Below are 26,930 nucleotides of genomic sequence, written 5' to 3' on the forward strand. Positions count from 1 at the left end.
GTGTACGGTCCTGTGGTCTGACCACAGAACCCGCCGCGGTCCGCGGCGCAAACCGGGAGTTTCATGTGGAAACCGAACTGCTGGCGGTGACGTACACGCCGTCGACCACCGCCGTCGCCGGCAACCTCACCGCGACGGCCCTGCTGGGCCTGGTCCCCCTGCTGACGTTCTTCGTGCTGCTCGCCGGCCTCAAGCTCAAGGCCTGGTACTCCGGGCTCGGCGCGCTCGCCGTCGCACTCGTCGTCGCCGTCGTCGGCTTCGGCATGCCGGCGCCGCTGGCCGGACTGTCCGCGCTGCAGGGCATCACGTTCGGCCTGTTCCCGGTCATGTGGATCGTGGTGACCGCAATCTGGTTCTACGAACTCACCGTTGTCAGTGGACGTTTCGAGGACTTGCGGCACGTGTTCAACTCGGTCGGTCACGGCGACATGCGCATCCAGGCGATGCTCATCGCATTCTGCTTCGGCGGCATGCTCGAGGCCCTCGCCGGATTCGGCGCACCGGTCGCCATCACCGGCGCGATGCTCATCGCGATCGGAATGCCCCCGATCCGCGCCGCCGTCACCGTGCTCGTCGCGAACACCGCACCGGTTGCGTTCGGCGCCATGGCAATTCCGATCACCACCGCCGGCAACCTCACCGGCATCCCGTCGACCGAGATCGCGGCCGTCGTCGGCCGGCAGACGCCGGTCCTGGCGTGGTTCGTGCCGTTGCTGTTACTGCTGCTGGTCGACGGCCGGCGCGGCGTCCGGCAGGTGTGGCCGATCGCGCTGGTCACCGGTTTCGCCTTCGCGGTCGCCCAGTACTGGTGCTCGAGCAACTTCTCGTACGAACTCACCGACGTCGTCGCGTCCCTCGTCGGGCTCGCCGCCGCCGTCCTCATGCTGCGGTTCTGGCGGCCCACCACGCCCGAGGACCAGCATTCGCACGTCACGGCCGAACCGATCGGCGCCGTGCGCACGGCAATGGCCCTGTTCCCGTACCTGCTCGTCATCGTGGTGTTCGGCATCGCCAAGCTGTGGACCCTCGGCCTCGACGTGCCGAAGTGGCTGTCGGGCACCGACATCAAGATCGAGTGGCCCGGGCTGTACGGGAATCTGCTCACCGCGAACGGGGATCCGTCGACCGGGGCGATCTACACGCTGCCGTGGCTGTCGAATCCCGGCACACTCCTGCTGCTCTCGGGGATCATCGTCGGCGTCGTGTACACGGTGCGCAGCGGCGACGGGCGGTTCCCGATGACCGTCCGGCTCACCTTCCGCACCTTCGGCGAAACACTGTGGAAGATGCGGCTTTCCATCGCCACAGTGGCGACGGTGCTCGGACTGGCGTACGTGATGAACCACTCCGGGCAGACCGTCGCGATCGGTACGTGGCTCGCCGGCACCGGCGCGATCTTCGCGTTGCTGTCGCCGATCCTCGGCTGGCTGGGTACCGCCGTCACCGGCTCGGACACCTCGGCGAACGCGCTGTTCGCGCGGCTGCAGCAGACAGCGGGCCAGGCCGCGGGTATCGATCCGACACTGCTGGTCGCGGCGAACACCTCCGGCGGTGTCGTCGGCAAGCTGATCAGCCCGCAGAACCTCACCATCGCGGCGACCGCAGTCGCCCGGCCGGGCAGCGAGCCGCTGCTGCTGCGCAAGGTCGTCGGCTACAGCGTCGGGATGCTCGCGCTGTTGTGTGTGCTGGTGTATCTCCAGTCGACTCCGGTGCTGTCGTGGATGCTGCCGTGAGCCGGCACTACCGGGGCGGGTGCAGCCCGGTCAGCTCGTAGTGCAGTGTGGGCGTGCGCATGACCTTGTGGGCGGCACGCACCAGGTAGCGCTGCAGCACCGGATACTTGCGGTCGATCGCGCGTGCCGCGGCCACCGACTCGGCGCCCGACAGCAGCCGGGCGGTGGCCTCGACCGCGGATCCGGTGACCCGCCCCCGCCACGTGCACGGGCTGATGCGTACCTCGGGAAAGTTCTTCAACCGCTTGTTCTTCGATGCCCGCCCGGGCGTACGGAAATAGGCGCGATCGCCCCGCACCGCGATGTTGACGGGGGTGTCGACCCAGCTGCCGTCCCGTTTCCGGGTCTGCAGCAGCACCACCTTCTCGGCGACGAACGGTTCGAGCTCGGGAGGAATCGGTTCGGTCATGACTGCTCCTCACGAGGATCACTGTCTCCCAGGATCCGCGCGTTCGGTGCGACCGGCAAACGGCATAGGCTCGCACCATGTCGCAGTCCGAGCCCCGCGCATGGGAGACCGTGTTGAACCACCTCGAGCAGCAACTGGTCTCGGGACACCTCGCCCCCGGCCAGCGGTTGCCCGGGGAACGCGTCCTGGCCGCCGAGCTCGGGGTGGGCCGTTCGTCGGTGCGGGAGGCACTGCGCGTGATGGAAGCGCTCGGGTTGCTCACCGCGCAGACCGGCTCCGGGCCCACCGCGGGCGCGATGATCGTCTCGCGGCCCACCGGCGGTATGTCCATGCTCATGCGCCTGCAGGTGGCAGCGCAGAATTTCCCGGTGTCGGACGTGGTGCAGACCCGTCTCGTCCTCGAGACCGAGGTGATGCGCGCGCTGGCCGCGAGCGACCCCACCCCGGACCTGTCGCACGCCGAGCAGCTGCTCGACGCGATGGACGACGCGACGCTCGCCGCACACGAATTCCTGGTGCTCGACGCCCGGTTCCACATCGCGATGGCGGACGCGGCCGGAAACCAGGTGATCGCGGCCATGATGACGGGCCTGCGCGACTCGATCGAAAGCTACGTGCTCGCCGGCGCCCCTCTGACCACCTGGCCCACGACGTGCACCCGGCTGCGCTGCGAGCACCGCGGGCTGCTCGAAGCCGTTCGGGCGGGCGATCCCGAGCTGGCCCGCGCCCGTATCGTCGAGCACATTCGCGGCTACTACGCGGAGAGCCTGGGGCGCCCGGACGCCCCTGAACGCGAGCACCCCCGACCTCGTGTATAGTTGGCGATGCAACGCGGGGTGGAGCAGCTCGGTAGCTCGCTGGGCTCATAACCCAGAGGTCGCAGGTTCAAATCCTGTCCCCGCTACCACCACCGGCCCGGACTCTCACGAGTCCGGGCCGGTTTCGTTGTCCCGTGCGAACCCTGTGGGCCGAGCGAATGTATCGCTCATCTCGACAGCGGTAGCGACCGATACATTCGCTCCGAGCCACGGCGGGCAGGCGAGTACATTCCCGCTGTGTACGGAACAGTCGGGCGACCGCGGAGTGTGCGATGAGCGAGGACGACCCGGGCGGGCGACCGGCGCAGCGTGAGAACGCCGGCCGGCGTGCTCCCCGCTGGCTGCGGCCGGCGATCTTGTACGTGCTGTTCGCCGTCGCCGCCTACCAGCTCTCGGGTTGGCTGTTCCACAACCTGCGCGGGTTCCTGGGCCTGCTGTTCCTGGCGTGGTTGCTGAGCATCACCCTCGAGCCGGTCGTCGACTGGCTCGAACGCGTCGGCATGCGGCGCGGCGCCGCCACCGGCCTGGTGCTCTTCTCTCTGCTGGCCTTCGCGATCGGGTTCGTCGCGCTGTTCGGCACCCTGCTCGTCGAGCAGCTGGGCCAGCTGTTGAAGGCCCTGCCGGACGCCCTCACCGCGGTCACCGAATGGGCCAACCGCGTCTTCGACACGAATTTCGCCACCGGTCCGGAGCTCCTCCGCCTGACCCCGGAGACCGTCCGGGAACTGGTCCAGCGGTTCACCCCCGGGGTCGTGGGGGTGGTGTCGTCTGTGGTGGGAGTGGTCTTCCAGGCCATGACGATGCTGCTGTTCGTGTTCTACATGTCGGCCGAGGGACCGGCGATGCGCCGCACGATCTCGAGCTGGTTCCCGGCCCGGCAGCAGCAGGTGATCTCGACGGTGTGGGAGACCTCCGTCGAGAAGGCCGGCGGATACGTCGTCTCGCGGCTCATCCTGGGTGCGGTCAGCGCCGTGGGCACCGGCATCTTCCTGATGGCGATCGGTGTGCCGTACTGGCTGCCGCTCGCGCTGTGGACCGGGGTCGTGTCGCAGTTCGTGCCCACCCTCGGGACGTATCTCGCGATCGCGCTGCCGGCGATCATCGCCGCGGCCAACCAGCCGATCGACGGGCTGTGGGTGGTGTTGTTCGGCACTGCCTATCAGCAGGTCGAGAACTACGTGCTGCACCCGCGGATCACGTCGAAGACCGTGTCGATCCACCCGGCCGTCGCATTCGGTTCGGTGATCGTCGGCGCGTCGCTGTTCGGTGCGATCGGGGCGCTGGTGTCGGTCCCCGTCGTCGCCGTGCTGCAGGCGTTGGTCGAAACATACGGACGCCGCTACGAACTCGTCGTCGACCCCACCGGCAGGACGAAGCCCGAGCCGGAACCCCGCGACGACGAGGACGGCTGAACGTTACTGCCGCGGCACCCGGCCCATGAGATAGAACTCGGGATTGGGCATCATCCCGGTCACGCTGGCCATCTTGTTGCTCAGGCCGAAGAACGCGGTGATCGCGGCGATGTCCCAGGCGTCCTCGTCGGTGAAGCCGTGGGCGTGCAGGGCCGCGAAGTCGGCGTCGTCGACGTCGTAGGCACGCTCGTTGACCTTGGTGGCGAAGTCGAGCATCGCGCGCTGCCGCGGTTCGATGTCGGCGGTGCGGTAGTTGACCGCCACCTGGTCGGCCACCGTCGGCTTCTTCTCGTAGATCCGCAGGATCGCGCCGTGCGCCACGACGCAGTACAGGCAGTTGTTGGCGGCGGAGATCGTGGTGACGATCATCTCCCGGTCGCCCTTGGTCAGGCCGGAGTCCTCCCGCAACATGATCGCGTCGTGGTACGCGAAGAAGGCCCGCCACTCGGCGGGACGTCGCGCGAAGGTGAGGAACACGTTGGGCACGAACCCCGACTTCTCCTGCACTTCGAGGACGCGCTCTGCGATGTCCCCGGGCAGATCCTTCAGTTCCATGGCGGGAAAGCGCGTGCTCACAAGGTCTCCTGGGCCGGTCGGGACAACGGACCCTGAAGTTAACCGGAATTAACCGAGTTGTCCAGATCGCCGCGCCACGGCGGTCACCGGTCGAACCACGCCTGCGCATCGAGACGGAAGCCCTCGGCGCCGGCGACCGTGCGCAGATCGGCTTCGAGCTGCCGCAGGCGCTCGGAGCCCAACGTCCGGCCCCACCGGCCACGGAGTTCGTCGAAGATCGCCGCGGAGCGCCGGAGGCAGTCGAGGCCTCGGTCGGTGAGGACGACGGTCTTCGCGCGCGCATCGGACGGATCCGCCTCCCGCCGCACGTACCCGAGTTGCCCGAGCCGATCCACCGTCTTGCCCGCCGCCTGTTTGGACACGCCGAGACGGCGGCCGATCTCGCTGGCCGAGGCGCCGGCGGTTCCGATGGCCTGCATCGCGAAGCCGTGCGCGGGGCGCACGTCCGGATGCCCCTCCTCGGCGAGCTGCCGATGCAGAGCGTCGACCAGGGCACGGAATCCCGCGAACAGCAGGAGTGGCAGCTCGTAGCCGGGGCCTTGCGCGGATTCGACAACTTGGTTTACCGTTTCGTCAACCATGTTGTCTAGCTTAACGGAGGACGGTTCGATGCCCACCACCTTCACCCGCCACAGCCCCGAGACCGCGCCGCCCGCAGCCCGGCCGATCATGTCGGCGATCGGACGAGAGTTCGGATTCGTGCCCGACCCCGTCGCGCTCATGGCCGAATCCCCCGAACTGCTGTCGGCCTTCACCCGCGCCAACGCACTGTTCGAGCGCAGCAGCCTCGGCGAGATCGAACGGGAGGTGCTGGTGCTGACGATCGCCACCCGCAACGAATGCCACGTGTGTGTCGCCCTGCACAGCGCGAAGCTCACCAGGATGGGCGCACCCGGGGACCTCGTCGACGCACTGCGCACCGGCCGGGCCCTCGCCGACGAACGACTCGAGGTCCTGCGGAGGTTCACCCTGGCGGTACTCGATTCGGCCGGTGCGGTGCCCGACGACCGGTGGGCCGAGTTCACCGCGGCGGGGTTCACGGCGCGCAACGCCCTCGAGGTGGTCCTCGGCGTCGGCACCTTCACCCTCTCGACGCTCGCCAACCGCCTCACCGCCGCCGAGCTGGACCCGCCGCTCGCGCCGTTCGCGTGGCGACGCGAGGAGGTCGCCCCGTAAACGCAGACGGCCGAATGTCACACGGGTTCAGTCAGATCGAACCCGTGTGACATTCGGCCCGTCAGGGGAGGAAGGGTCAGACGATGAGCTTCGCGGCGGTCGCGGCCAGAACGTCGTCGACACTCACGCCGGGCGCGGTCTCGACGAGCTTCAGGCCCTCGTCGGTGACGTCGATGACCGCCATGTCGGTGATGATCCGCTGGACGCAGTGCTTGCCGGTGAGCGGCAGGGTGCACTCCTCGAAGATCTTGGGCTCGCCCTTCTTGGTGACGTGCTCCATCATCACGATGACGCGCTTGGCGCCGTGGACGAGGTCCATCGCGCCGCCCATGCCCTTGACCATCGCGCCGGGGATCATCCAGTTGGCGATGTCGCCCTTGGCGGAGACCTGCATCGCGCCGAGGACGGCGACGTCGATCTGTCCGCCGCGGATCATGCCGAAGGACTCCGCCGAGTCGAAGAACGAGGCCCCGGGGATGACCGTGATGGTCTCCTTGCCGGCGTTGATGAGCTCGGGGTCGAGCTCGTCCTCGGTCGGATACGGCCCGACACCGAGCACGCCGTTCTCCGAGTGCAGGATCACCTCGACGTCCGGGTCGAGGTAGTTGGGCACCAGGGTCGGCATGCCGATGCCGAGGTTGACGTACTGGCCGTCCGAGAGTTCCGCGGCCACGCGCGCGGCCATCTGCTCACGGGTGAGCTTCTGGATGGTGGTGGCTGCCTGGGTCATGAACGGACCGTCCGATTCTCGATGCCGACAGTGACGGGGCCGACGTGCACGACGCGCTGGACGTGGATGCCGGCGGTATGGATCTCGTTGGGGTCGAGCTCGCCGGGTTCGACGAGGTGCTCGACCTGCGCGATGGTGATGCGGCCCGACGTGGCGGCGGGCGGGTTGAAGTTGCGGGCGCTCGTGCGGTAGACGAGGTTGCCGTGCCGGTCGCCCTTCCAGGCGTGGACCAGGGCGTAGTCGGCGACGATTCCGCGTTCCATGACGTAGGTCTCGCCGTCGAACTCGCGGGTCTCCTTCGGCGGGGACGCGACGGCGATACCGCCCTTGCCGTCGTAGCGCAGCGGCAGGCCACCCTCCTCGACCTGGGTGCCGACACCCGCGGGGGTGAAGAAGGCGGGGATGCCGGCGCCGCCGGCGCGCAGCCGCTCCGCGAGGGTGCCCTGCGGGGTCAGCTCCACCTCGAGCTCACCGGAGAGGTACTGCCGCGCGAACTCCTTGTTGGAGCCGACGTAGGAGGAGATGGTGCGGCGGATGCGGCCCTTCTCCAGCAGCACCCCGAGGCCGAAGCCGTCGGTGCCGCAGTTGTTGCTGACCGTCTCGAGGTCGGTGGCGCCCTGCTCGAGCAGCGCGTTGATCAGGATTTCCGGGACGCCGACCAGACCGAATCCGCCCACGGCGATGGTGACGCCGTTCGGGATGTCGGCTACGGCCTCGGCGGCGGTGGCAACGACTTTGTCCATGCCTCTACGATAGCGGCAGTTGTGCGTAATGTGAACCCCCGTCCGTGATACGAACCATTTCGAGACTGTTTCATTTTGGAATATTGATTCGGCCAGGACGACCCACTAGCCTCGTACGCATAGCGTCCTTCCGTCCATATCGCGAACACGCATCGAACACCGAGGTCCCATGCTTCACCTGCCGCCCCGCTTCGCCCGCCCCGACGGCGTGCACCCGCCGCTCGACTTCCCCGACTACCGGACCACAGCGCTGCGCCGCCCGGCGCAGCCGCTCACGCTCGTCCCACAGCGGCTCGGCGAGCTCACCGGGCCGGTCTTCGGCGAGGACCGCGTGCAGGAGGGGGACGCCGACCTGAGCATCGCCAACGGCGGCGAGGCCGCCGGCCAGCGCATCATCGTGCACGGCCGCGTCCTCGACGGCGACGGCAAGCCCGTGCCCCACGCGCTGCTCGAGGTGTGGCAGGCCAACGCCGCCGGCCGCTACCGGCACGTCGACGACAACTGGCCCGCCCCGCTGGACCCGTTCTTCAACGGCGTCGGCCGCTGCGTCACCGACGCGGCGGGCCGATACCGGTTCACCACCGTCAAGCCCGGGGCCTACCCGTGGCGCAACCACCACAACGCCTGGCGTCCCGCCCACATCCACTTCTCGTTGTTCGGCACGGCGTTCACGCAGCGGCTCGTCACCCAGATGTACTTCCCCGACGACCCGATGTTCTTCCAGGACCCCATCTACAACGCGGTGCCCGCCGAGGCGCGGCACCGGATGGTCAGCGTCTTCGACTACGACGCCACCGTCGACAACTGGGCCCTCGGCTTCCGCTTCGACATCGTCCTGCGCGGACGCGAGGCCACCCCCTTCGAGAACGAGGAGGACGACGATGAGTGAGTTCGCTCCTCGTTACCCCGTCACCCCGGGCGACCAGAGCACCGCCGCCTTCGGTCCCACACCGTCGCAGACCGTCGGTCCGTACTGGAAGATCGGCCTCGAGTGGGACGACGGCGCGGACGTCGTCCCTGCCGACACCCCCGGCCGGATCACCGTGCGCATCAACGTGATCGACGGGAACCGCGAGCCGATCGCCGACGCCATGGTCGAGACCTGGCAGGCCGACGCCGAGGGCCGGTTCGGCGCCGAGGGCTTCCGTGGCTTCGCCCGCAGCGCCGCCGACGGCACCGGCACCGCCGCGATCCACACGGTCAAGCCCGGCGCCCACGAGTCCGACACCGAGGCCGACGAGGCGCCGCACCTGAACGTCGGGATCTTCGCGCGCGGCATGCTCGACCGCCTCTGCACCCGCATGTACTTCCCGGAGGACCTCGCCGCGCACGCCTCCGACCCGGTGCTCACCGCACTGCCGGAGTCGCAGCGGCACAAGCTGATCGCCGACAAGTCCGACGACGGCTACGCCTGGACCGTGTACGTTCAGGACCTCGATCCGAACGGTGTGGAGACGCCGTTCTTCGCGATCTAGACGGGAGCGTGCCTTGACCGTGCCGGCGCAGTCCGACAATACCCGCGGTGCCCTCTTCGACCCTGTGTTCGGGGCCGGCGACCTCGCACCGCTGCTGTCCGACCGGGCGTGGATCGCCGCCCTGCTCGACGTCGAGGTGGCGATCACGCGCGCCGCCGAGAAGCACGGTCGCGCCACCGCCGCCGACGTCACGGCCGTCGCCGCGGCGGCCGGGGAACTCACCCGCGAACTGGACCCGGCCGAACTGGGCCGGCTCTCCGCGGCCGGGGGCAATCCGGTGATCCCCCTGGTGAAGATCCTGCGGGAGCGCTCGCAGGCCCCTGCCGCCGCGGTGCACGTCGGGGCCACGAGCCAGGACGTACTCGACACCGCGCTGATGTTGCTGGCGCACAAGGCCGGCCGGCTCGTCGTCGCCGAGCTGCGCGGCACCGCCGAGGCGACGGCACGCCTGGCCCGCCGGCACCGTGATACCCCGATGGTCGCGCGCACCCTCGGGCAGCAGGCGCTGCCCACCACGTTCGGGGCCCTCGCCGCGACGTGGCTCGTCGCGCTCGACGACGCCACCGCCTCGCTCGACCGCGCCCTCGTCTCGCTGCCCGCCCAATACGGCGGCGCAGCAGGCACTCTCGCCGCAGTGCACCCGGACGGCCTCGCGTTCGCGGACACCCTGGCGGACCTGCTCGGGCTGGCCAGGCCCCTCGTGCCGTGGCACACCGCGCGTACCCCCGTGACCGGGCTCGCGGCCGCCCTGGGGATCGCCGCGGGCGCGGTCGCCAAGCCCGCCACCGACGTCGTCCTCATGGCCGCAACCGAACTCGGCGAGGTCAGCGAGGACGCGCCGGGCGGATCGTCGGCGATGCCGCACAAGCGCAATCCGGTCGCGGCGATCACCGCCCGGGCGGCCGCGCGGCGCGTGCCCGGCCTCGTCGCGACCGCCCTCGCGTCGACGGACCACGAGTTCGCCCGCGCCGCGGGCGCCTGGCATGCCGAGTGGGAGACGCTCACCGACCTGCTCCGGCTGACCGGCGGTGCGGCCCATCAGCTTTCGGTCAGCCTGACCGGGCTGCACGTCCACGCCGACGCGTTGACCCGCAACCTCGAACTCACCGGCGGGGCGATCCTTGCGGAGAAGGTCGCCGCGGCGCTGTCCGAGCACACCGGCTCGGCGCGCGAGATCGTCACCGCGGCGGCCCGCGCCGGCACTCCGCTCGACCGCGATCCCGGCATCGTCGAGCACCTCGGCGCCGACCGGGTCCGCGCCCTGCTCGACCCCACCCGCTACCTCGGCCACGCCGGCGACCTCGTCGACCGCGCCCTGGCCCACCACGACACCACCGCCGACCGGCCCCTTGGAGGACAGGCATGACCGTCACGCTCAACTACGAACAGCACGGCGACCCCACCGCTCCCCCGGTGGTGCTGCTCGGGTCGCTCGGCTCCGACCTGTCGATGTGGGCGCCGCAGATCACCGCGCTGTCCCCGATCGCCAACGTCGTCGCCGTCGACCACCGCGGACACGGCAAGTCCCCCGTCGTCGCCGGCCCCTACACGATGGCCGATCTCGGCGGTGACGTCGTCGCGCTGCTCGACTCGCTCGGCCTCGGCTCGGTGCACTTCGTGGGCCTGTCGCTCGGCGGCGCCGTCGGCCAGTGGCTCGCCGCGCACCACCCCGAACGCGTCCGCACCCTGACCCTGCTGTGCACGTCCGCCGCCTTCGCCCCGGCCCAGCCGTGGCTCGACCGCGCCGCCACGGTCCGCGCCGACGGGCTGGCGTCCATCGCCGAGTCCATCGTCGGCCGCTGGTTCACCCCGGGCCTCGCCGAACGCGACCCCGACCTGGTCGCGCGGCACGTCGAGATGGTGGCGGGCACCAGCGACGAGGGCTACGCCGCGTGCTGTGAGGCGCTGGCCACGTGGGACGGGCGCCCCGACCTCGCCCGCATCGTCGCGCCGACCCTCGTCGTCGCCGGCGAGCAGGATCCGGCCACCCCGCCGGCCGTCATGGAGCAGATCGCCGACGGCATCGCCGGCGCCGCCTTCCACGTCGTCGACCCGGGCGCGCACCTGGCCAACGTCGAACAGGCGGGCCGGATCACCGCCCTGATCCGCGAGCACATCGCCCGCGCCACCCCGGCCGGCGCGCAGCGCACCGCCGCCTTCGAACAGGGCATGCGGGTCCGGCGCTCGGTGCTCGGCGACGCGCACGTCGACCGGGCGATGTCGGCGGCCACCGCGTTCACCGAGCCGTTCCAGGACTTCATCACCCGCACCGCGTGGGGCGACGTCTGGTCCCGGCCCGGACTGGACCATCACACCCGCCGGCTGCTGACGCTGGCGATCCTCACCGCCGTCGGCAACGAGCACGAACTCGACATGCACATCCGGGCGGCCCTGCGCGCCGGTCTCGACCCCGACGAGCTCGTGGAAGTATTCCTGCACACCGCGATCTACGCGGGAGTGCCGAACAGCAACCGGGCGTTCGCGCTCGGCAGGCAGGCGCTCGCAGACGGCGAGGGGAGCACCACACCATGACGATCACCGACGGCGACCCGATCGCGGCGACCGCAGCGTCGCCGGACTACGTGCAGTCGCTCGCGCGCGGACTGTCCGTCATCAAGGCGTTCGACGCCGAACACCCCCGGCGCACCCTCAGCGAGGTGGCCAGGGCCACCGACCTGACCCGGGCCACCGCGCGACGGTTCCTGCTCACGCTGGTCGAGCTCGGATACGTACGTACGGACGGCTCCCAGTTCTGGCTGACCCCGCGCGTGCTCGAGCTCGGCTACAGCTACCTGTCGAGCCTGACGCTGCCGGAGGTGGCACGCCCGCACCTCGAGGCGCTGGCGAAGAACGTCCACGAGTCGACGTCGGTGTCGGTGCTCGACGGTGGCGACGTCGTCTACGTCGCGCGGGTTCCGGTCAGCCGCATCATGACCGTCTCCATCACCATCGGCACGCGCTTTCCCGCGCACGCCACCTCGATGGGGCGCGTCCTGCTCGCCGGGCTCTCCCCCGCCGAACTCGACGCCTACCTCGCCACCGCGACGCTCGAGCCGCTCACCTCCCGCACCCTGATCACGGCCGACGGGTTGCGCGCCGAGCTCGACCGGATCCGGCGCGACGGCTACTGCATCGTCGACCAGGAACTCGAGGAGGGGCTCCGCTCGCTGGCCGCGCCCATCCGCGACGCCTCCGGCGGCGTCGTCGCCGCCGTGAACATCTCCACCCAGGCCGCCCGCTACAGCCTCGACGCCGTGCGGAGCGAACTCGTGCCCGCCGTGATCGAGACGGCAGCGGCGATCTCGGCCGATCTCGCCCGGACCCAGAAGCACTGACCCCGAATATCGACAAGGAAACTGCCATGCGCGACGTAGTGATCTGCGAACCCCTCCGTACCCCCGTCGGCCGCTTCGGTGGCGTCCTGAAGGACGTCGCACCGGAAGACCTCGCCGCCACCGTGATCCGCGAGCTCGTCGCCCGCACCGGTATCTCCGGCTCCGACGTCGACGACGTGATCCTCGGCCAGGCCTCGCCCAACGGGGAAGCTCCCGCCCTCGGCCGCGTCGCCGCCCTCAACGCCGGTCTCGGCGTGGAGGTTCCGGGCCAGCAGGTCGACCGGCGCTGCGGCTCGGGGCTGCAGGCCGTCCTGCAGGCCGTCATGCAGGTCCAGTCCGGCGGCAGCGACCTGATCCTCGCGGGTGGTGCCGAGTCCATGAGCCAGGCCGAGTTCTACGCCACCGGCATGCGCTGGGGTGTCAAGGGTGAGTCCGTGGCCCTGTCCGACCGTCTGGCCCGCGCCCGGGTCACCGCCGGCGGCCGGGACTTCCCCGTGCCGGGCGGCATGATCGAAACGGCCGAGAACCTGCGCGCCGAGTTCGCCATCAGCCGCGCCGACCAGGACGCCCTGGCGGTCCAGTCGCACCAGCGCGCCGTGGCCGCGCAGAAGGACGGCGTGTTCGCGCAGGAGATCGTCCCGGTGGCCGTGCCCCAGCGCAAGGGTGATCCGCTCGTCGTCGACACCGACGAGCATCCGCGCGCCGACACCAGCGTCGAATCCCTCGCCACGCTGCGCCCGATCCGCGGCAGGATCGACCCGGAGTCGACCGTCACCGCCGGCAACGCCAGCGGTCAGAACGACGGTGCCGCGCTGGCGATCGTCACCACCGCCGAGAAGGCCGCGCAGCTGGGCCTGCGCCCGCTGGCCCGGCTGGCGAGCTGGGCGGTGGCCGGGGTGCCGCCGCGCACCATGGGCATCGGCCCGGTCCCGGCCACGGAGAAGGCCCTCGGCCGCCTCGGCCTGAGCCTGGCGGACATGGACGTGATCGAGCTCAACGAGGCGTTCGCCGCGCAGACCCTCGCCGTGACCCGCAGCTGGGGCCTCGAGCCCGACGATGCGCGCCTGAACCCCCACGGGTCGGGCATCTCGCTCGGCCACCCCGTCGGCGCGACCGGCGGCCGCATCCTCGCCACCCTGCTGCGCGAGCTCGACCGCCGCGAGGGCCGCTACGGCCTCGAGACGATGTGCATCGGCGGCGGCCAGGGCCTGGCCGCGGTGTTCGAGAGGGCGTAAACGCCCGTGTGTCCTTCGGGCTGTTCCAGCAGCCCGAAGGACACACCGGCCGCGTCAGCGGCCTGCGGGCACGGCCGCCGGTGCCGACTTCGAGAGCGTCTTCGGAGCGGTGATCCAGCCGAGCACCGCGATGAGGACCAGGGCGGCCAGGACCGGAACGCACGCCACCAGCACGATGGTGCCGGTCGGGACGCCGAGGCCGATGAGCGCGCCGCCCACCACCGGGCCGACGACCGAGCCGAGCCGTCCCATGGACGCGGACCAGCCGACCGCGGTCGTCGCAGTCCCCTGCGGGTACATCGACACCGACAGCGCGGTCTGACCGATCATGCCGGCCTGGATGCCGAGACCCACGCCGCCGAACACGATCAGCAAGAGCACCTTGTCGGGACCGAGGAACGCGGACACGACGAGGAAGACGATCGCCAGCGACGTGGTGACCAGGAGCACCGACGACATCCGGAACCGCAGTGCACCGATCATGAGGACCGCCGCACCGACGATGCTGCCGACCCCGAGCGCGGCCGAGCCCAACGGTGCCAGCCCCGCCGAGAACCCGTAGCTCGTCAGCAGCGTCGGCAACCACGACGAGAAGACGTAGTACACGGTGAACATCAGGAACGAGAAGCCCCACAGCAGCAGCGTGCGGCTCCGCAGCCCCGGGTCGAACAGGCGCGCGACGGACGCCTCGCGCACCGCCGACGCGGTCGCGGCGGCGGCCGGCGCGGGCTCGCCGGCGGCGCGTCCGTCGGGGAGGCCGATCCACAGCAGCGGCAACAGGACGGCCGAGGCCGCGGCGCCGACGAGGAACACCGATTCCCAGCCGAACGCGCCGATCAGGCGCGTGCCCAGCACCCCGGCGATCAGCGCACCGAGGGAGATGCCCATGGTGACGAACACGGCGATCGACTGCCGCAGCCGGGCGGGATTGAGGGCCGTCGCGTGGGAGACGGCCGCCGGCAGGACCGCACCGAGGCCGAGGCCGGTCAGCACGCGCAGGGCGGTGAGTTCGGTGATCGTCGACGCGAACGCGGTCAGCAGCGAGCCGACGGTGAACACCACCACCGCGGCCAGCACGACGCGCCGGGCGCCGAACCGTGCGACGATCCGGCCGCAGGCGAGGTAACCGAGTGCCACGCCGACGCTGGTCAGGGACAGTGCGGGGGTGAAGTGGGACGGGGCGACGTCCCAGTCCTTCGCGAGCGCCGGGACCGACAGGCCCAGGGCGATCGTGTCGTAACCGTCGAGGACGACGGCGACGAAGGTCAGGACGAGGACGGGCCAGTTCGGCGCTGCCTCGTCGGTTCGGGAAGTGGACGATGTGGTGTTGGGTCCGCGCATGGTGGCGTCCTCGGGTCGGTCGATGCCCTGCCAGGGGCGTCGAATCAGAAGGTTACGCGTCCGCCGTCGCGGCCGCCGAGATGATTCCCTGTGCTTCGACCTCGACGCTGAGGCCGTCCTCGACCAGGGCCGACACCGCGACCAGGGTCGAGCACGGGAAGTCGCCGCGGAACACCTCGGCGCGGGCCCGCCCGACGGCGGCCTTGGCTCCGATGTCCGTGACGTAGATGCGCAGCGCGAGGATGTCGTCGACCTGCGCGCCGCAGGCTTCCACCAGCGCGCGGGTGCGTCGGAACGCCTCCCGCGCCTGGCGGTAGACGTCGGCACCGCCGACGGGACCGTCGGGGGTGCCGGCGTGCATGCCGGAGACGAAGAAGTGCCGGCCGACGACGCGGGCGTTGCTGAACATGTCCGGCCGCGGCGGCTCCGGGACGGCCGGGTGTCCCACCCGGGTCATCGGAGCACCGCGCCGCGACGTTCGTCGGATTCGCGGGTCAGCCGCTCCCGCACCGGCACGAAGTCGTAAGTCGGGTAGCACTCGGTGCGGAACACGCCCCACGCGCGGCGCTCGAGTTCGACGTTGACGGCGGCCAGCCGATCGGCGGGCAGCCGCAAGGTCACGATCTGCCCGATCCCCATCGCGACCACCCACGAGACGACCTCGCACCCCTCGGGCGGGAACCCGTGCCACCAGTCCGCGTCGTCGAGCCGGCCCTGCAACTGTTCGAGGTTCCGGCTCTGATCGTGCCGCAGGACCACGGTGAGCATCATGGTCCCGCCGCTCACGCCGGCACTCCCGCGAGCACCGCCGCCTGCTGCTTCGCGTCGGCCCGGTAGATCCGGCGGATCCGGGAGACACCGAGGTCGTGCTGGTAGAGGTGTTCCTCGACGTCGGCATCCGCGGCCAGCGCCTCCAGGACGGCACGGTCCTGTTCGAGCACCTCCCAGTGCCGTTCCTCGAGCCGGGTCCGGTACAGGAAGCGCCACGCCTCCCGTTCCCAGCCCGACACCCGCCGGGTGCGCCAGTGGAAGATGGCGGAGTGGTCCCGGTCGATCGGGGTGCACATGCCCACGATGCCGAACACGCCGCCGGGACCGGCATTGGGGGCGTAGGGGATCTCGAGGTCCACGTAGTCCATGGATCCGCGCACGAACTCGACCCAGTCGAAGTTCACGCCGCGCTGGTCGGTCTTCTCGAAGAAGAACCCGCGGTCGGTCTCGCGGATCCGGAACCGCGCCGAGGTGTCGCCGCCGAACATCGAGTGCGAGTTGCGGTGCAGGAAGGCCCCGTGCATCGGGTCGAGCACGTTGTCCATGTAGAAGCGCCACGGCCCGGCCCACTCCGCGTAGTTGGGGAACCACGACACCTCCTCGTCCGCGAGCCGGTCCGGCAGGACGAACGGCGTCGGCACGGAGTCGTGGGTCAGGGGCACGAACGCGAAGATCGTGTCGGCGGCCTCGACCACCGACAGCGAGGCGGTCGCGCGTTTGCCCTCGAGCGCGCACCCGGGCATGCCGGGCACGGAGACGACGGTGCCGGTTCCGTCGACCTGCACGCCGTGGTACAGGCAGGCGACGCGGTCACCGAGATGCTGCCCCACCGACAGCGGGGCGCTGCGGTGCGGGCACCGGTCCTCGAGCATGTGGACCGCGCCCCGGGCGTCGCGGAACAGCAGCCAGTCCACGCCGAGGCGGGTGACCTTGACCATCGCGCCCGGTTCGACCATGCGCGACGGAAGGATCGGGTACCAGCGGTCGCGCAGGCCGGTCGCCGCGATCTCGTCGGCGTCCATCGGCCGGCGGGTGCCGACGGCGAACCGCGGTCCGGCCGGGCGCGGGGCGCCGCTGGTGGTGGTCTGTGCAGTCTCGAAGGTGGTCATGTCATCTCCCCAGTCGTCGCATTTCGGCGCGGAAGGTGTCCTCGGTCCAGGGCCGGCCGTCGGGGCCGTGCAGGCCCAGGCCGTTGAGTCCCTCGACGACACCGGGCAGGTCGTGGGTGCCGGTCCCGAAGATCTCCATGAGTGACCCGGCGAGCTTGTCCTCGTAGGGGGTCAGCGGATCGGGATGGGTCTGTCGTGGTTCCAGGTACGGTTCTGTGAATCGTGCCGTCGCAGTGCGGTTCACGCGAGAACTCCTTCGATGTGGGGGGTGGGGGCGGCGAGCCCGGACCGGTAGCGGGCGGCGAGTCCCTCGGCGATGGCGGCGAAGGCGCTCGCCCATTCCGTGAAGGACTCGGGCCGGGTGAGGTGGACGGGCGCCGGACATCCGTCGACGACGACGAAGACTCCGTTGTCGATCTCGCCCGCGAGCCGCTGCGGTACGGACAGATCGGTGTCGTCGCCGAGAGCGGAGGCCACCACCAGCGTGGGGACGGTGATCCGGCCGAGGAGGCCGGCGACGGCGTCGACGTCGCACGCGGGATCGGCCAGGATCAGGCTGCGCAGCAGGTCGCCGTGACGATCGGCCGCGCGCAGGGCGGGTTCGGCGTCGGCGCCCGCGGCGTACAGGTGCACCGCGCGGCCGTCGCGCAGCGCGGCGGCGGCCTGCCCGTCGGTCCACCAGGCCGCCTCGGCGCGAATCCGCGGGGTCATCGGGCACCTCCCGTCGGCACGTGCACCGGTGGCACGAACGGTCCGGGCTGCGGGTCGAGGGCGGTCACGTCGACCTCGACCAGCGCGGGCCGGCGCGTCGCGATCGCCTCCCCGAACGCGGACTCGAAGACGCCGGGCCGCTGCACGAGGGTGTACGGCATGCCCATCGAGGCGGCGAGCAGATCGAACCGCGGCGTGTGCAGGTCCACCCCGGACCGACTAAAACCGTTGGCCTCCTGCATGTTCCGGAGAACGCCGTAGCCGCCGTCGTTGAACACCAGCACGACGCACCAGGCGTCGGACCCGGCGAGCGAGGCGAGCTCGCCGAGGTGCACGGCCAGACCCCCGTCCCCGGCCATCACGACCGTCGGAACGTCCCGGCGGGCATGGGCCGCGCCGAGCCCCATGGCGAGGCCCTGCCCGATGCCGCCGCCGAGCGGGAAGATGTTGGTCTCGCGCTCGTAGAACGGCAGCAGGCGGTTGCCCCACTGGCTGGACGGGATCGTCACGTCGCGGGCGACCACCGACCGGCGGGGCAGCACGCGGCGCATGCCCTCGCAGATCTCGGCGTAGCCGCCGATGTATGCGGTGAGCGCGGCCCGGCTGCGCTTCCGCGCCGCCTGAACCCGGGCCGCCCACTCGTCGCGCCGGACGGTGCCGTCGAGCGCGTCGAGGATGCCACGCAGTGCCGTGCGGGCGTCGGCGACGATTCCGACCGTGGCCGGATACACCCGGCCGATCGCGGCGGGATCGATGTCGATCTGCACCTGCGTCGCAGGCAGCGTGAGGTGGTAGCTCTTGGTCTCGTTGGACCGGAAGTGGGTTCCGACGGCGAGCAGGACGTCGGCGTCGGCGAGGAGCCCGGCGACCTCGGGGGACGCCGCGAAGTTCCCGACGACGAGGTCGTCGTCCTCGGACACGATGCCCCGTCCGGAGTTGCTGGTGAGAATCCCCGCCCCGAGCCGGTGGGCGAGGGCGCGCAGTTCGTCGCCGGCGCCGGCGGCGCCCCCACCGAGCCACAGCAGGGGCCGCTCGGCGGAGGCGAGCACCGCGGCGGCGCGCTCCAGCGCAGCAGCATTGGGGGCCGGTGGCTGTGCGATCCGGGCCTCCGCCGCTCGCTGTTCGTCCGGCGACGCCAGATACTGCAGGTCGGTGGGCCATTCGACGCTGGCGGGTCCCTGCGGTGCCGACAGGATGCGGGCGATCGCGGCCTCGAGTTCCGCCTCGGCGTCCTTGGCGTCGGTGATCGTCGCCGCGTACCGGGAGACGGCGTCGAGCATCTGCCGTTGCCGGGGAAATTCGTGGATCACGCCGCGGCTCGACGCGGCCGGTTCGGGCGTGAGGTATTCGCTTTCGATCTGGCCGGTCACGTGCAGGACGCGGCTGCCGGCAGTGAGGGCCTCGATCATTGATCCGGCGGCGTTGCCGGCGCCGGTGCCGGTGCTCGTCAGCGCCACGCCGATGCGGCCCGAGGCGCGGGCGTACCCGTCCGCGGCGTTGACCGCGGCGGCCTCGTGCCGCACCTCGACGAAGTTCAGGTCGCGGGCGACGGCCTCGACGAGGGGAAGGTTGTGGATGCTGACGACGCCGAACGCGGTGTCGATGCCGTGCCGGCGCATGACCGACACGAGGACGTCGCCGCCGGTGGCGCGCCGACCCGGCGCGGATGAGGGGGTGTCCATGTTTCCTCCGATGCAGATGACCACTGGCGGGTCAGACGTAGCGCCCGACACCGCCGCCGACGTCGACGGTCGCGCCGGTCACGTAGCTGTTGCGGGGTGAGAGCAGGGTGGTGACGGGGAAGGCGACCTCGTCCGCGATTCCGAAGCGGCCCAGTCCGATCCCGCGGTCGGCGGCGATCTCGGCGCTCCACTCGTCGAAGGCGCGGCCGTCGCCGGATTCGGCGTGGCGGCGCTGCCACTGACCGGTGTCGACGAGGCCGAGCAGCACGGAGTTGACGCGGATGCCGTCGGGTGCGAGTTCCCCGGACAGGGACTGCGCCAGGTTGAGCAGTCCGGCACGGGCCGCCGAGGTGACGGCGAGCCGCAACTCGGGTTGCCGCGCGAGGATCGCGTTGACGATCACCACGGAGGCCGCATCGGACTTCGCGAGCGCCGTCCGTGCCGCGCGGATCAGATGCAGCGCGCCGAAGATCTTGAGTTCGAACTCGTCCCGGATCTGCTCGTCGGTGGTGTCGGTGAGCGTCGACATCAGCGAGCGCCCGGCGTTGCACACCACCCCGTCGATCCCCCCGAACCGGTCGACGACCGCATCGGCGAAGGCCTGCACGGAGTTCCGGTCGGTGACGTCGCACGCGACGGTGAGGACATCGGCCGGGTCGGCCGCCAACGTGCCGGCGGCGGCGCGCAGGCGGTCGAGGTCCCGCGCGCACAGTGCCACTCGGGCGCCTTCGGCGGCGAGCATCCGGGCGGTGGCGAGGCCGACACCGGAACTCGCGCCGGTGACGATCACCGTGCGTCCGGTGAGGTGCAGGTCCATGGGATCTCCGTGGGGTTCGGGTGCTCGCCGGGCGAGCAGGTCAGTTCAGGACGAATCCGCCGTCGACGACGACGGTCTGGCCGGTGACGAAGGCGGCGTCCTCCGACAGGAGGAACCGGACGACCCCGGCGACGTCCTCGGGGGTCTGGTCACGCGGGAGGGCGCGGCCCTGCGCGTAGGTGGCATAGCGGGCGGCGGGAACGGATTCGGTGGCCTCGACCCGGACGAGCCCGGGGGCCACGGCGTTGACCCGCACCCCGTGCGGGCCGGCGTCCCGGGCCATCGAACGGGTCATCGCGACGACGGCGCCCTTGGAGGCGACGTAGTGGATCAGCCGGGGCGATCCGTAGAAGGCCACGTCGGACGCCATGTTCACGATCGCGCCCCGGTTGGCGGCGAGCAGCGGCCACAGGTGCTTGGTCACCATCCAGGTGCCGCGCACGTTGACCGAGGTGATGCGGTCGAATTCGCTCTCGGACAGTTCCCAGAACGCGTCCCCGCCGACGCCGTCGGCGATGGCCGCGTTGTTGACCAGGCCCGTCAGCGGCCCCTCGTCCGCCAGTCGCGACGCGAGAGCGCGCACGGAGCCGGCATCCGCGATGTCCGTGACCACCGCGATCGCGTCGCCGCCGCGTTCGCGCAGGGCACGGGCGGCGCCCTCGGCGGTGTCCGCGTTGCGCTCGGCGATCACCACCCGGCGTCCGTCGGCACACAACCGCTCGGCGATGCAGTAGCCGAGGCCGCGGCCGGCCCCGGTCACCACGACGGTTCCGCTCATCACGCGGCTCCTTCCCAGAATCGGACGAGTTCGCAGGCGACCGTGCGGGGCTGCTCCTGGATCGCCGCGTGACCCGCATCGGCGACGACGACGAGCCGTGCCCCGGGGATCGCGTCCGCCAGGAGCTGCGATTCGGCGACGCCGGTGACGACGTCGTGGTCGCCGACGAGGACCAGGGTGGGGACGGTCAGGGTGGGCAGGATGGGCCCGTGGTCGGTGGTCGCCATGGCTTCCGCGGCCGCCGCGTATCCGGCGAGGCGCACGGCGGCCATGTCGGCGGCGACGCGTGAGCGGACGGCGCCGGGCGCTCCGGGCGCCGTGAGTTTCGGTGCCCGCTCCGCCGCGAACCGGTCGGCGCCGGCCTCGCGCAGGGCGCGGACACGGTCGCGCATGGCGGCGGCGCGTTCGGGCGACGTGCCCGAGCCCCGGGTGCTGTCGGCGAGGACGAGCGTGCGCACCCGGTCGGGCCGGCGCCGCGCGACCTCGAGTGCGACGACTCCGCCCCACGACGTGCCCACCACGTGCACGGGCCGGACCGGGTCGATGTCGTCGAGGACGTCCAGGACGTCCGTCGCGTGGTCGTGCCGGACGTCGACCGGGTCGGCGGAGCGGCCGTACCCCGCGGCGTCGAGCCGGTACGTCGCGTGTCCGCGGGCGGCGAGTTCCGCCGCGAGCGGTGCACACGAGTTCGCGTTGCCGCCGATGCCGTGCAGCAGGAGCACCGGCTCCCCCGCCCCGAGCCGCTCGACGTGCAGGTGCCCGGTCACCGCGGCGTCCGCGGTCACGACGGCGCTCCGGCCGCGAGGCCGGCCCCGTAGAAGTAGTCGGCGTCGCGGGCCTCGACGCGGTCGCGGTGACCCGGGTCGGGGCTGCCGGCCATGGCGGCGCGCACGGTCGTGGTGGGTGGCCCGGCCGTCCCCCACTGGTCGGACAGTTCCGGTGTGCGCTTCCACGTGCGGCACAGCCAGGCGTCCTCGTCGATCTGGGCGACCTCGGAGGTGTACTCGCACACCAGGCCCGCGGGGTCGGTGAAGTAGGAGAAGGTGTTGTCGCCGGGGCCGTGCCGGCCCGGGCCCCACTGCGGCGCGATGCCGTGCGCCCGGAGCCCGCCGATGCCGCGCATGAAGTGATCGAGGCTCTGCATCTCGTACGCCACATGGTTGAGCGAGGGCCACGACGCCCGGTTGAGCGCAATGACGTGGTGGTCGGAGTTGCAGCGGAGGAAGGACATCTGCCGTTCCGACCAGTCGGAGACCCGCATGCCGAGCACCTGCGTGTAGAAGGCGGTGGTGCGTTCGATGTCGGTCGTGTTGAGCACGACGTGGGCGATCTTGCGGGGGATGGCCCGGCGGCCGGCCGGTTCCTGCTCGGTCACCGCGTGGGTGTCGGCCGACAACTCGAGACACCGCCCCTCCGGATCGACCAGTTGCAGGCCGTAGCCGCCCCCGGCGTGGTCGAGCGGGCCCGGCGTGCGCAGCAGCGGGATGCCGAGCCGGTCGAGGGCCAGTGCGGCGTCGTCGACCTCGCGGGGGGTGGCGAGGGCGAAGCTGATCCGTCCCAGCGCGTTGACGTCGGCCCGTTCGACCGCGAGCACGTGATGCTCGGGTCCGGTGGCGCGCAGCCAGAATCGGTCGCCGTCGGCCTCGACGGTCGTCAGTCCCCAGGCCTCGTGGTAGAAGTCCCGCGACGCGGCGGGGTCCGGCACCGAGAGGGTCACCGAGCGCAGGGCGCGCAGCCGGCAGACGGGCGAGTCGCTGTAGCGCGGAAGTTGGTGGTGGTACATGCGTTCCGGTTCCCTTCTCACAGATCCAGTACGAGTTCGGCGGAGCGGCAACGGGACACGCACGGGAACATTGTCGATCCGGCGGCGTGTTCGGACTCGGTGAGCAGGAAGTCGCGGTGGTCCACGTCGCCCTTGATCACCCCGACCTCGCACGTCCCGCAGATGCCTTCGGTGCACGAGCTGGGTACGGGCACACCGGCGGCGGCGAGGGCGTCGAGCACCGACACGGTCGGCGGCACCGGGATGCGGCGGCCGGTGCTCTCGACGATCACGTCGAAGGCGGTGTCCTCCCCCGAGCGCGGCGCCGGTTCCGGGGCCGCGAACCGTTCGGTGCGCACCTGACCGGGGTCCGGGACGGTCGCGGCCACCGCGTCCATGAGGGGGGCGGGACCACAGCAGTAGACGACGGCGGTCGGCGGCAGGCCGGACAGCAGCCCGGGGAGGTCCGGCAGGCCCCCGGCCTCGTCGTCGGCGTGGACGGTCACCTGCTCGGCGGGATGGGCGGCGATCTCGTCGACGAACGCCATGGCCCGCCGGGAGCGTCCGGCGTAGAGCAGGCGCCACGGCCGTCCCGTCGCCCGCAGCTCCCGCATCATCGCGACGATCGGGGTGATGCCGATGCCGCCGGCCACGAGGACGTGGTCGGTCGCGGCGGCGTCGAGGGCGAAGGCGCTGCGCGGTCCGTCGACGTCGATCTCCGCGCCGATCTGCAGCGACTCGTGCACGTAGGCGCTGCCCCCGCGGGAGCGCTCGGCGCGCAGCACGGCGACCGTCCAGCGCGTGGTGTCCCGCGGATCCGAGCACAGCGAGTACTCGCGCACCACACCGTTCGGCAGGTGCAGGGCGAGATGCGCGCCCGGCTGCCACTGCGGCAACGGCGCACCGGTCGGATCGACGAACGTCACGCTGGTGACTCCGTCTGCCTCCCAGGTCTTCTGGTGGACGCGGAGGCGACGTCGGACGGACTGCTCCATCGGTGATCTCCCTGTCGGTGGAGGGTCTTCTCGGCGGCGTCAGCGGGTGACGCCGTACATCTCCGAGCTCGGCGGGTAGGTGGGCAGCTGCGGCTTCGCGGCGCCGATGATCACGCAGAACAGGGCGTCGGTGTCGCCCACGTTCGCGAGGCTGCGCGGCACGCCGGCGGGAACGCGGATCATGTCGCGGTAGCCGAGCCGGCGGACGGCCTTCCGGATGCCGTCCTCGACGTCGTGGACCGCGACCTCGAGCTCACCCTCGAGCACGAAGAACACCTCTTCGACGTCGTGGTGGGTGTGCTCGGGGCCGACCGCACCGGCGGGCAGCCGCATGTTGGACAGGGTGAAGTGCTCGGCGGGCAGCGTGCGGGCGTCGCCCTCGTGGTTGCCGGTGGCACCGGAGCCGATGTAGCGGATCTGGGCACGCTTGAAGCGATCTCCGCCCTTGGCGGCCTGGAAGCCGAGGGTGTCCCAGTCCTCGTAGCGGCTGTCGCGGCTGGCGATGCAGGAGTCGATGAGGGCTTCGAGGTCGACGGTGGTCTTCTCGGGTGCGGCCATGACGGTGGGTCCTTTCGTGCGGTGGGGGTTCAGGCGCGATGCGCGACGGCTTCGATCTCGACGGTGGCGCCGTAGGGCAGGGCGGCGACCTCGACGAACGAGCGGGCGGGCCGGGGCTCGGCGAAGACCTTCTCGTAGTGGCGGTTCGCCTCGTCGCGGAGCGTCACGTCGGTCACGAAGTACGTGGTCTTGACGACGTCGGCCAGGGTCATGCCGATGGTCGCGAGGCGCTCGCCGAGGCGGGCGATCGCGGCGTCGAGGGCGGGGGTCGTACCGTCGACGGCGATTCCGTGCTCGTCGACCGACAGGGCACCGGAGACGAACCCGAAGCCGGCGACGGCGTAGGCGGGGCTGTACGGGTGGGCGGTGCGGTCGTGGGTCGCGGTAATCGAATCGGTCACCGGGAAAAGTCCTTTCGGGTTTCTGTCGGGTCGGGGGTGGCCCAGGCGATCGGTTCGCCGGACAGGTCGAGGTAGATGCTCTTCTGATCGCAGTACTGGCGGATGCCCTCGCGTCCCTTCTCGGTGCCGAGACCGCTGTCGCCGAGACCGGTGAAGGGCGTCGAGATGCTGAACTGCTTGTAGGTGTTGATCCAGACGGTGCCCGCCTTCACCGCGCCGGCCACGCGCCACGCCCGCCGGTAGTCGGAGGTCCAGATGCCGCAGGCCAACCCGTATACCGAGTCGTTCGCCTGCGCGATCAGGTCCTCCTCGTCGTCGAAGGGCAGCACGACGGCCACCGGACCGAAGACCTCCTCGCGGCAGATCGTCGCGGCGTTGTCGGCTCCGGTGAGCACCGTGGGCGGGTAGTACGCGCCGGACGAGAGCCGTTCGTCGGCCGGGATCGCGCCCCCGCACAACGCCCGGGCCCCGGCGGCGACGGCGTCGTCGACCATCGCGGCCACCCGGTCCCGGTGCTCGAAGGTGACCATCGGAGCCACCCGGGTGCGCGGGTCCGTGCCGGGGCCGAGACGCAGGGCCGCTGCGCGCCGGACGAGTTCGCCGGTGAAGGTCTCGGCGATGCTGCGGTGGACGAAGATCCGGGATCCGGCGATGCAGCTCTGCCCGGACGAGGAGAAGACGCCGTAGAGGACGCCGGCAAGGGCCTGTTCGAGATCGGCGTCCTCGAACACGATCGTCGGGGACTTACCGCCGAGTTCGAGCGTGATCGGCATGAGCTTGTCGGCGGCGAGATGCGCGAGGTGACGGCCGGTTTCGGTGCCGCCGGTGAAGGTGACCTTGGCGACGTCCAGGTGCCGGACCAGCGCCTCGCCGACGGTGCGCCCGGATCCCGGCAGGACCGAGAGCACCCCCGCGGGCAGCCCGGCCGCCTCGCAGATGCGGGCGAGACGCAGCGTCACCCACGGCGCCCACACCGGCGGCTTGCTCACGACGGCGTTGCCGGCGGCGAGGGCCGGGGCGATCTTCTGGGCGTCGGACGCGATCGGTGAGTTCCACGGCGTGATCGCGGCGACGACGCCCATCGGCTGGTACGTCGACATGGTCAACCACGGCCCCCGCGGCGTGGTCAGTGCGGAGTCCATCGTCTCGAGTGCGGCCGCGGTGTAACGAAACGTGTTGGCGGCGCTGGCAACCAGGGCCCGGGTCTCGGTCAGCGCCTTGCCGGTGTCGAGGGTCTGGAGCCGTGCCACCCGTTCGGCCTCGTCGTCGAGGGCGTTGCCGACGCGGTGCAGGACCCGTGCACGCTCGTGCGGGAGCAGTGCCGACCACCCGCCGCGGGCGGCGCGCAGACCTTCGGTGACGGCCCGGTCGACGTCGTCGACGGTCGCGGTGTGCAGGCTCGCGAAGACCCGGCCGGTGGCGGGGTCGACGGACTCGATGCACTCACCGAGTCCACGCTGCCATCGGCCGGCGACGAGGATCTCGTCGACCGTGTCGACGGACTCGGGCTCGTGCTCGGCGGGTCCCACCTGGAGAGGGGACGCGTACGCAATGGGCATGAGGGAGGTCCGTTCGGTCGGGACGGACGCGGACCACGCTGCTCGCGGAGCCGGAGGGTGGTGCGCGCCGAGTCGATATCTTTGCACTAAGAGATTTGTATCGTCTTAGCGCAAAGAGGTCAATAGCCGAATGCCCAGATCAGCCGGTCGTTACGCCGGATTTACGGGGCCGAAACGGAGGAGACGCAGGTCATAGCGGTGTGGCGGGCGCCATAGAGGTCCCGAAATTTTTCTCGGCGGACGTCCGACTGCGGCGTCAGACCGGCCGATCGGCGTCCGAGTCCACGCCCACACCGGTGCCCGAGTCCTCGAACTCGGCCGCTCGGGCGGAGTGCTCCAGACGGGCGAGCAGGCGCGCCAGCGTCTCGCGCTCGTCGGTGTCGAGGTCGCCGAGCATCGCGCGCAACTTGGTGAAGTGCGCGTCGGCGACCGAGTCGACGAGCGCGGCACCGGCGGGTGTGAGCTCGACATACACCACCCGGGCGTCCTGACTGTCCTTCGATCGGGTCACCAGGCCCGCCTGCTCGAGCCGATTGACGCGCAGCGACAGCCCGCCGGTGGTGACCAGCGTCTGGTCGGCCAGCTCCCCCGCGGTGAGCCGATGATGCGGCACGGCGCGACGCAGGCAGGCGAGAACGTCGAACCCCGAATCGTTGATCCCGTGCTCCTCGAACGTGGGCGCGATGCGGGACTTGTAGACGAGGAAGCTCCGGTGGAGGCGACCGAACACCTTCAGCCCCGACACGTCGAGTTCGGGACGGGCCACGGCCCAATGCGCGACGATGGCGTCCACGGCGTCGCGAT

At 71.2% G+C, this 26,930-nt stretch carries 31 protein-coding genes and 1 tRNA gene; 11 read left to right on the forward strand and 21 right to left on the reverse strand.

From position 1 onward, the window contains the following. Positions 1-65 precede the first annotated feature (65 nt). A complete protein-coding gene (locus KZJ41_RS25755) occupies positions 66-1,733 on the forward strand; it encodes an L-lactate permease (protein WP_185713224.1) in 1,668 nt (555 codons plus the stop codon). Between the two features lie 7 nt (positions 1,734-1,740). On the opposite strand, the gene KZJ41_RS25760 is transcribed toward KZJ41_RS25755, so the two are convergent. Next, positions 1,741-2,142, reverse strand: coding sequence for a PPOX class F420-dependent oxidoreductase (locus KZJ41_RS25760; RefSeq protein WP_006940636.1), 402 nt, complete (start codon positions 2,140-2,142; stop codon positions 1,741-1,743). Between the two features lie 77 nt (positions 2,143-2,219). Between KZJ41_RS25760 and KZJ41_RS25765 the strand changes: the two genes are divergently transcribed. The 3 genes from KZJ41_RS25765 (at position 2,220) to KZJ41_RS25775 (ending at position 4,372) form a co-directional block, all read left to right on the forward strand. Then, entirely contained in the window at positions 2,220-2,960 is a 741-nt protein-coding gene (locus KZJ41_RS25765) for a FadR/GntR family transcriptional regulator (protein ID WP_029546476.1), read from the forward strand. Positions 2,961-2,972: 12 nt separating this feature from the next. After that, positions 2,973-3,049, forward strand: a tRNA-Met gene (locus KZJ41_RS25770). Between the two features lie 183 nt (positions 3,050-3,232). Next, positions 3,233-4,372: an AI-2E family transporter gene (locus KZJ41_RS25775; RefSeq protein WP_029546477.1), complete on the forward strand. Its 1,140-nt coding sequence runs from the start codon at positions 3,233-3,235 to the stop codon at positions 4,370-4,372. A 3-nt stretch (positions 4,373-4,375) separates the two neighbouring features. On the opposite strand, the gene KZJ41_RS25780 is transcribed toward KZJ41_RS25775, so the two are convergent. Together KZJ41_RS25780 and KZJ41_RS25785 are read right to left on the reverse strand one after the other, a co-directional pair. Further along, positions 4,376-4,927, reverse strand: coding sequence for a peroxidase-related enzyme (locus KZJ41_RS25780; protein WP_037201207.1), 552 nt, complete (start codon positions 4,925-4,927; stop codon positions 4,376-4,378). Positions 4,928-5,031: 104 nt separating this feature from the next. After that, positions 5,032-5,529 carry a MarR family winged helix-turn-helix transcriptional regulator gene (locus KZJ41_RS25785; protein ID WP_251549834.1) on the reverse strand — a complete coding sequence of 166 codons (498 nt, stop codon included), beginning with the start codon at positions 5,527-5,529 and terminating at the stop codon, positions 5,032-5,034. A 28-nt stretch (positions 5,530-5,557) separates the two neighbouring features. Between KZJ41_RS25785 and KZJ41_RS25790 the strand changes: the two genes are divergently transcribed. Further along, a complete protein-coding gene (locus KZJ41_RS25790; RefSeq protein WP_231772350.1) occupies positions 5,558-6,124 on the forward strand; it encodes a carboxymuconolactone decarboxylase family protein in 567 nt (188 codons plus the stop codon). A 76-nt stretch (positions 6,125-6,200) separates the two neighbouring features. On the opposite strand, the gene KZJ41_RS25795 is transcribed toward KZJ41_RS25790, so the two are convergent. Together KZJ41_RS25795 and KZJ41_RS25800 are read right to left on the reverse strand one after the other, a co-directional pair. Beyond that, positions 6,201-6,854 carry a CoA transferase subunit B gene (locus tag KZJ41_RS25795; RefSeq protein ID WP_043802432.1) on the reverse strand — a complete coding sequence of 218 codons (654 nt, stop codon included), beginning with the start codon at positions 6,852-6,854 and terminating at the stop codon, positions 6,201-6,203. Then, a complete protein-coding gene (locus tag KZJ41_RS25800) occupies positions 6,851-7,597 on the reverse strand; it encodes a CoA transferase subunit A (protein WP_029546482.1) in 747 nt (248 codons plus the stop codon). Before KZJ41_RS25800 ends, KZJ41_RS25795 begins: the two co-directional genes overlap by 4 nt. Positions 7,598-7,766: 169 nt before the next feature. Here KZJ41_RS25800 and pcaH point away from each other — a divergent pair, with 169 nt between their 5' ends. From pcaH to KZJ41_RS25830, 6 genes are read left to right on the forward strand one after another with little or no spacing between them, the layout of a single operon-like run. Further along, positions 7,767-8,486 carry a protocatechuate 3,4-dioxygenase subunit beta gene (gene pcaH, locus KZJ41_RS25805; protein WP_029546483.1) on the forward strand — a complete coding sequence of 240 codons (720 nt, stop codon included), beginning with the start codon at positions 7,767-7,769 and terminating at the stop codon, positions 8,484-8,486. After that, on the forward strand, positions 8,479-9,072 hold the full coding sequence (gene pcaG, locus KZJ41_RS25810; RefSeq protein WP_251549836.1) for a protocatechuate 3,4-dioxygenase subunit alpha: 594 nt from the start codon (positions 8,479-8,481) through the stop codon (positions 9,070-9,072). The genes pcaH and pcaG overlap by 8 nt, the downstream gene beginning before the upstream one ends. A 13-nt stretch (positions 9,073-9,085) precedes the next feature. Beyond that, the gene (locus tag KZJ41_RS25815) at positions 9,086-10,438 is read left to right on the forward strand and encodes a lyase family protein (protein ID WP_251549838.1); all 1,353 of its coding nucleotides are present in this window, start codon (positions 9,086-9,088) and stop codon (positions 10,436-10,438) included. Further along, on the forward strand, positions 10,435-11,604 hold the full coding sequence (gene pcaD / locus KZJ41_RS25820) for a 3-oxoadipate enol-lactonase (protein ID WP_043802446.1): 1,170 nt from the start codon (positions 10,435-10,437) through the stop codon (positions 11,602-11,604). The genes KZJ41_RS25815 and pcaD overlap by 4 nt, the downstream gene beginning before the upstream one ends. Then, complete coding sequence (locus KZJ41_RS25825; RefSeq protein WP_050036044.1) at positions 11,601-12,407, forward strand: IclR family transcriptional regulator; 807 nt, start codon at positions 11,601-11,603, stop codon at positions 12,405-12,407. Before pcaD ends, KZJ41_RS25825 begins: the two co-directional genes overlap by 4 nt. Positions 12,408-12,433: 26 nt before the next feature. Beyond that, the gene (locus tag KZJ41_RS25830) at positions 12,434-13,642 is read left to right on the forward strand and encodes an acetyl-CoA C-acetyltransferase (RefSeq protein ID WP_029546488.1); all 1,209 of its coding nucleotides are present in this window, start codon (positions 12,434-12,436) and stop codon (positions 13,640-13,642) included. A 54-nt stretch (positions 13,643-13,696) separates the two neighbouring features. On the opposite strand, the gene KZJ41_RS25835 is transcribed toward KZJ41_RS25830, so the two are convergent. The 16 genes from KZJ41_RS25835 to KZJ41_RS25910 form a co-directional block, all read right to left on the reverse strand. Next, complete coding sequence (locus tag KZJ41_RS25835) at positions 13,697-14,983, reverse strand: MFS transporter (RefSeq protein ID WP_029546489.1); 1,287 nt, start codon at positions 14,981-14,983, stop codon at positions 13,697-13,699. Between the two features lie 52 nt (positions 14,984-15,035). Further along, complete coding sequence (locus KZJ41_RS25840; RefSeq protein ID WP_202917175.1) at positions 15,036-15,440, reverse strand: RidA family protein; 405 nt, start codon at positions 15,438-15,440, stop codon at positions 15,036-15,038. Then, the gene (locus KZJ41_RS25845) at positions 15,437-15,754 is read right to left on the reverse strand and encodes a hypothetical protein (protein WP_043802519.1); all 318 of its coding nucleotides are present in this window, start codon (positions 15,752-15,754) and stop codon (positions 15,437-15,439) included. Before KZJ41_RS25845 ends, KZJ41_RS25840 begins: the two co-directional genes overlap by 4 nt. Before the next feature lie 11 nt (positions 15,755-15,765). Beyond that, positions 15,766-16,863 carry a Rieske 2Fe-2S domain-containing protein gene (locus KZJ41_RS25850; protein ID WP_029546492.1) on the reverse strand — a complete coding sequence of 366 codons (1,098 nt, stop codon included), beginning with the start codon at positions 16,861-16,863 and terminating at the stop codon, positions 15,766-15,768. 1 nt (position 16,864) lies between these two features. Beyond that, positions 16,865-17,107: a recombinase-like helix-turn-helix domain-containing protein gene (locus KZJ41_RS25855; RefSeq protein WP_029546493.1), complete on the reverse strand. Its 243-nt coding sequence runs from the start codon at positions 17,105-17,107 to the stop codon at positions 16,865-16,867. Beyond that, positions 17,104-17,574, reverse strand: coding sequence for an alpha/beta fold hydrolase (locus KZJ41_RS25860; protein WP_050036047.1), 471 nt, complete (start codon positions 17,572-17,574; stop codon positions 17,104-17,106). The genes KZJ41_RS25855 and KZJ41_RS25860 overlap by 4 nt, the downstream gene beginning before the upstream one ends. Beyond that, positions 17,571-19,256, reverse strand: a complete 1,686-nt coding sequence (locus KZJ41_RS25865) for a thiamine pyrophosphate-binding protein (protein ID WP_251549841.1) — start codon at positions 19,254-19,256, stop codon at positions 17,571-17,573. The genes KZJ41_RS25860 and KZJ41_RS25865 overlap by 4 nt, the downstream gene beginning before the upstream one ends. A gap of 31 nt (positions 19,257-19,287) precedes the next feature. Then, positions 19,288-20,073: an SDR family oxidoreductase gene (locus KZJ41_RS25870; protein ID WP_043802461.1), complete on the reverse strand. Its 786-nt coding sequence runs from the start codon at positions 20,071-20,073 to the stop codon at positions 19,288-19,290. Positions 20,074-20,113: 40 nt separating this feature from the next. Then, entirely contained in the window at positions 20,114-20,851 is a 738-nt protein-coding gene (locus KZJ41_RS25875) for an SDR family oxidoreductase (RefSeq protein ID WP_029546497.1), read from the reverse strand. Beyond that, positions 20,851-21,636, reverse strand: a complete 786-nt coding sequence (locus KZJ41_RS25880; RefSeq protein ID WP_232334138.1) for an alpha/beta fold hydrolase — start codon at positions 21,634-21,636, stop codon at positions 20,851-20,853. Before KZJ41_RS25880 ends, KZJ41_RS25875 begins: the two co-directional genes overlap by 1 nt. After that, entirely contained in the window at positions 21,633-22,634 is a 1,002-nt protein-coding gene (locus KZJ41_RS25885; protein WP_251549844.1) for a VOC family protein, read from the reverse strand. The genes KZJ41_RS25880 and KZJ41_RS25885 overlap by 4 nt, the downstream gene beginning before the upstream one ends. 17 nt (positions 22,635-22,651) lie before the next feature. Beyond that, positions 22,652-23,539 (reverse strand): PDR/VanB family oxidoreductase, encoded by an 888-nt coding sequence (locus tag KZJ41_RS25890; protein WP_251551042.1) that lies wholly within the window; start codon positions 23,537-23,539, stop codon positions 22,652-22,654. A 108-nt stretch (positions 23,540-23,647) separates the two neighbouring features. Beyond that, positions 23,648-24,166: a cupin domain-containing protein gene (locus tag KZJ41_RS25895; protein WP_251549846.1), complete on the reverse strand. Its 519-nt coding sequence runs from the start codon at positions 24,164-24,166 to the stop codon at positions 23,648-23,650. 29 nt (positions 24,167-24,195) lie between these two features. After that, complete coding sequence (locus KZJ41_RS25900; protein WP_006938326.1) at positions 24,196-24,567, reverse strand: RidA family protein; 372 nt, start codon at positions 24,565-24,567, stop codon at positions 24,196-24,198. Then, positions 24,564-26,126 carry an aldehyde dehydrogenase gene (locus KZJ41_RS25905; protein ID WP_251549849.1) on the reverse strand — a complete coding sequence of 521 codons (1,563 nt, stop codon included), beginning with the start codon at positions 26,124-26,126 and terminating at the stop codon, positions 24,564-24,566. Before KZJ41_RS25905 ends, KZJ41_RS25900 begins: the two co-directional genes overlap by 4 nt. Positions 26,127-26,382: 256 nt before the next feature. Continuing rightward, positions 26,383-26,919 (reverse strand): MarR family winged helix-turn-helix transcriptional regulator, encoded by a 537-nt coding sequence (locus KZJ41_RS25910; RefSeq protein ID WP_251549851.1) that lies wholly within the window; start codon positions 26,917-26,919, stop codon positions 26,383-26,385. Positions 26,920-26,930: the final 11 nt, after the last annotated feature.

The organism is Rhodococcus sp. 11-3 (genome assembly GCF_023704055.1).
GTDB classification, from domain to species: domain Bacteria; phylum Actinomycetota; class Actinomycetes; order Mycobacteriales; family Mycobacteriaceae; genus Rhodococcus; species Rhodococcus aetherivorans.

Bases quoted from the DNA above. Each gene is read 5' to 3' on its own strand.
- KZJ41_RS25840 (WP_202917175.1), bottom strand. From the start codon at position 15,440: ATGACCCGGGTGGGACACCCGGCCGTCCCGGAGCCGCCGCGGCCGGAC.
- KZJ41_RS25830 (WP_029546488.1), top strand. From the start codon at position 12,434: ATGCGCGACGTAGTGATCTGCGAACCCCTCCGTACCCCCGTCGGCCGC.
- KZJ41_RS25800 (WP_029546482.1), bottom strand. From the start codon at position 7,597: ATGGACAAAGTCGTTGCCACCGCCGCCGAGGCCGTAGCCGACATCCCG.
- KZJ41_RS25850 (WP_029546492.1), bottom strand. From the start codon at position 16,863: ATGACCACCTTCGAGACTGCACAGACCACCACCAGCGGCGCCCCGCGC.
- KZJ41_RS25775 (WP_029546477.1), top strand. From the start codon at position 3,233: ATGAGCGAGGACGACCCGGGCGGGCGACCGGCGCAGCGTGAGAACGCC.
- KZJ41_RS25790 (WP_231772350.1), top strand. From the start codon at position 5,558: ATGCCCACCACCTTCACCCGCCACAGCCCCGAGACCGCGCCGCCCGCA.
- KZJ41_RS25785 (WP_251549834.1), bottom strand. From the start codon at position 5,529: ATGGTTGACGAAACGGTAAACCAAGTTGTCGAATCCGCGCAAGGCCCC.
- KZJ41_RS25905 (WP_251549849.1), bottom strand. From the start codon at position 26,126: ATGCCCATTGCGTACGCGTCCCCTCTCCAGGTGGGACCCGCCGAGCAC.
- pcaH (WP_029546483.1), top strand. From the start codon at position 7,767: ATGCTTCACCTGCCGCCCCGCTTCGCCCGCCCCGACGGCGTGCACCCG.
- KZJ41_RS25845 (WP_043802519.1), bottom strand. From the start codon at position 15,754: ATGATGCTCACCGTGGTCCTGCGGCACGATCAGAGCCGGAACCTCGAA.
- KZJ41_RS25765 (WP_029546476.1), top strand. From the start codon at position 2,220: ATGTCGCAGTCCGAGCCCCGCGCATGGGAGACCGTGTTGAACCACCTC.
- pcaD (WP_043802446.1), top strand. From the start codon at position 10,435: ATGACCGTCACGCTCAACTACGAACAGCACGGCGACCCCACCGCTCCC.
- KZJ41_RS25870 (WP_043802461.1), bottom strand. From the start codon at position 20,073: ATGGACCTGCACCTCACCGGACGCACGGTGATCGTCACCGGCGCGAGT.
- KZJ41_RS25885 (WP_251549844.1), bottom strand. From the start codon at position 22,634: ATGTACCACCACCAACTTCCGCGCTACAGCGACTCGCCCGTCTGCCGG.
- KZJ41_RS25895 (WP_251549846.1), bottom strand. From the start codon at position 24,166: ATGGCCGCACCCGAGAAGACCACCGTCGACCTCGAAGCCCTCATCGAC.
- KZJ41_RS25835 (WP_029546489.1), bottom strand. From the start codon at position 14,983: ATGCGCGGACCCAACACCACATCGTCCACTTCCCGAACCGACGAGGCA.
- KZJ41_RS25865 (WP_251549841.1), bottom strand. From the start codon at position 19,256: ATGGACACCCCCTCATCCGCGCCGGGTCGGCGCGCCACCGGCGGCGAC.
- KZJ41_RS25795 (WP_043802432.1), bottom strand. From the start codon at position 6,854: ATGACCCAGGCAGCCACCACCATCCAGAAGCTCACCCGTGAGCAGATG.
- KZJ41_RS25875 (WP_029546497.1), bottom strand. From the start codon at position 20,851: ATGAGCGGAACCGTCGTGGTGACCGGGGCCGGCCGCGGCCTCGGCTAC.
- KZJ41_RS25860 (WP_050036047.1), bottom strand. From the start codon at position 17,574: ATGACCCCGCGGATTCGCGCCGAGGCGGCCTGGTGGACCGACGGGCAG.
- pcaG (WP_251549836.1), top strand. From the start codon at position 8,479: ATGAGTGAGTTCGCTCCTCGTTACCCCGTCACCCCGGGCGACCAGAGC.
- KZJ41_RS25780 (WP_037201207.1), bottom strand. From the start codon at position 4,927: ATGGAACTGAAGGATCTGCCCGGGGACATCGCAGAGCGCGTCCTCGAA.
- KZJ41_RS25760 (WP_006940636.1), bottom strand. From the start codon at position 2,142: ATGACCGAACCGATTCCTCCCGAGCTCGAACCGTTCGTCGCCGAGAAG.
- KZJ41_RS25825 (WP_050036044.1), top strand. From the start codon at position 11,601: ATGACGATCACCGACGGCGACCCGATCGCGGCGACCGCAGCGTCGCCG.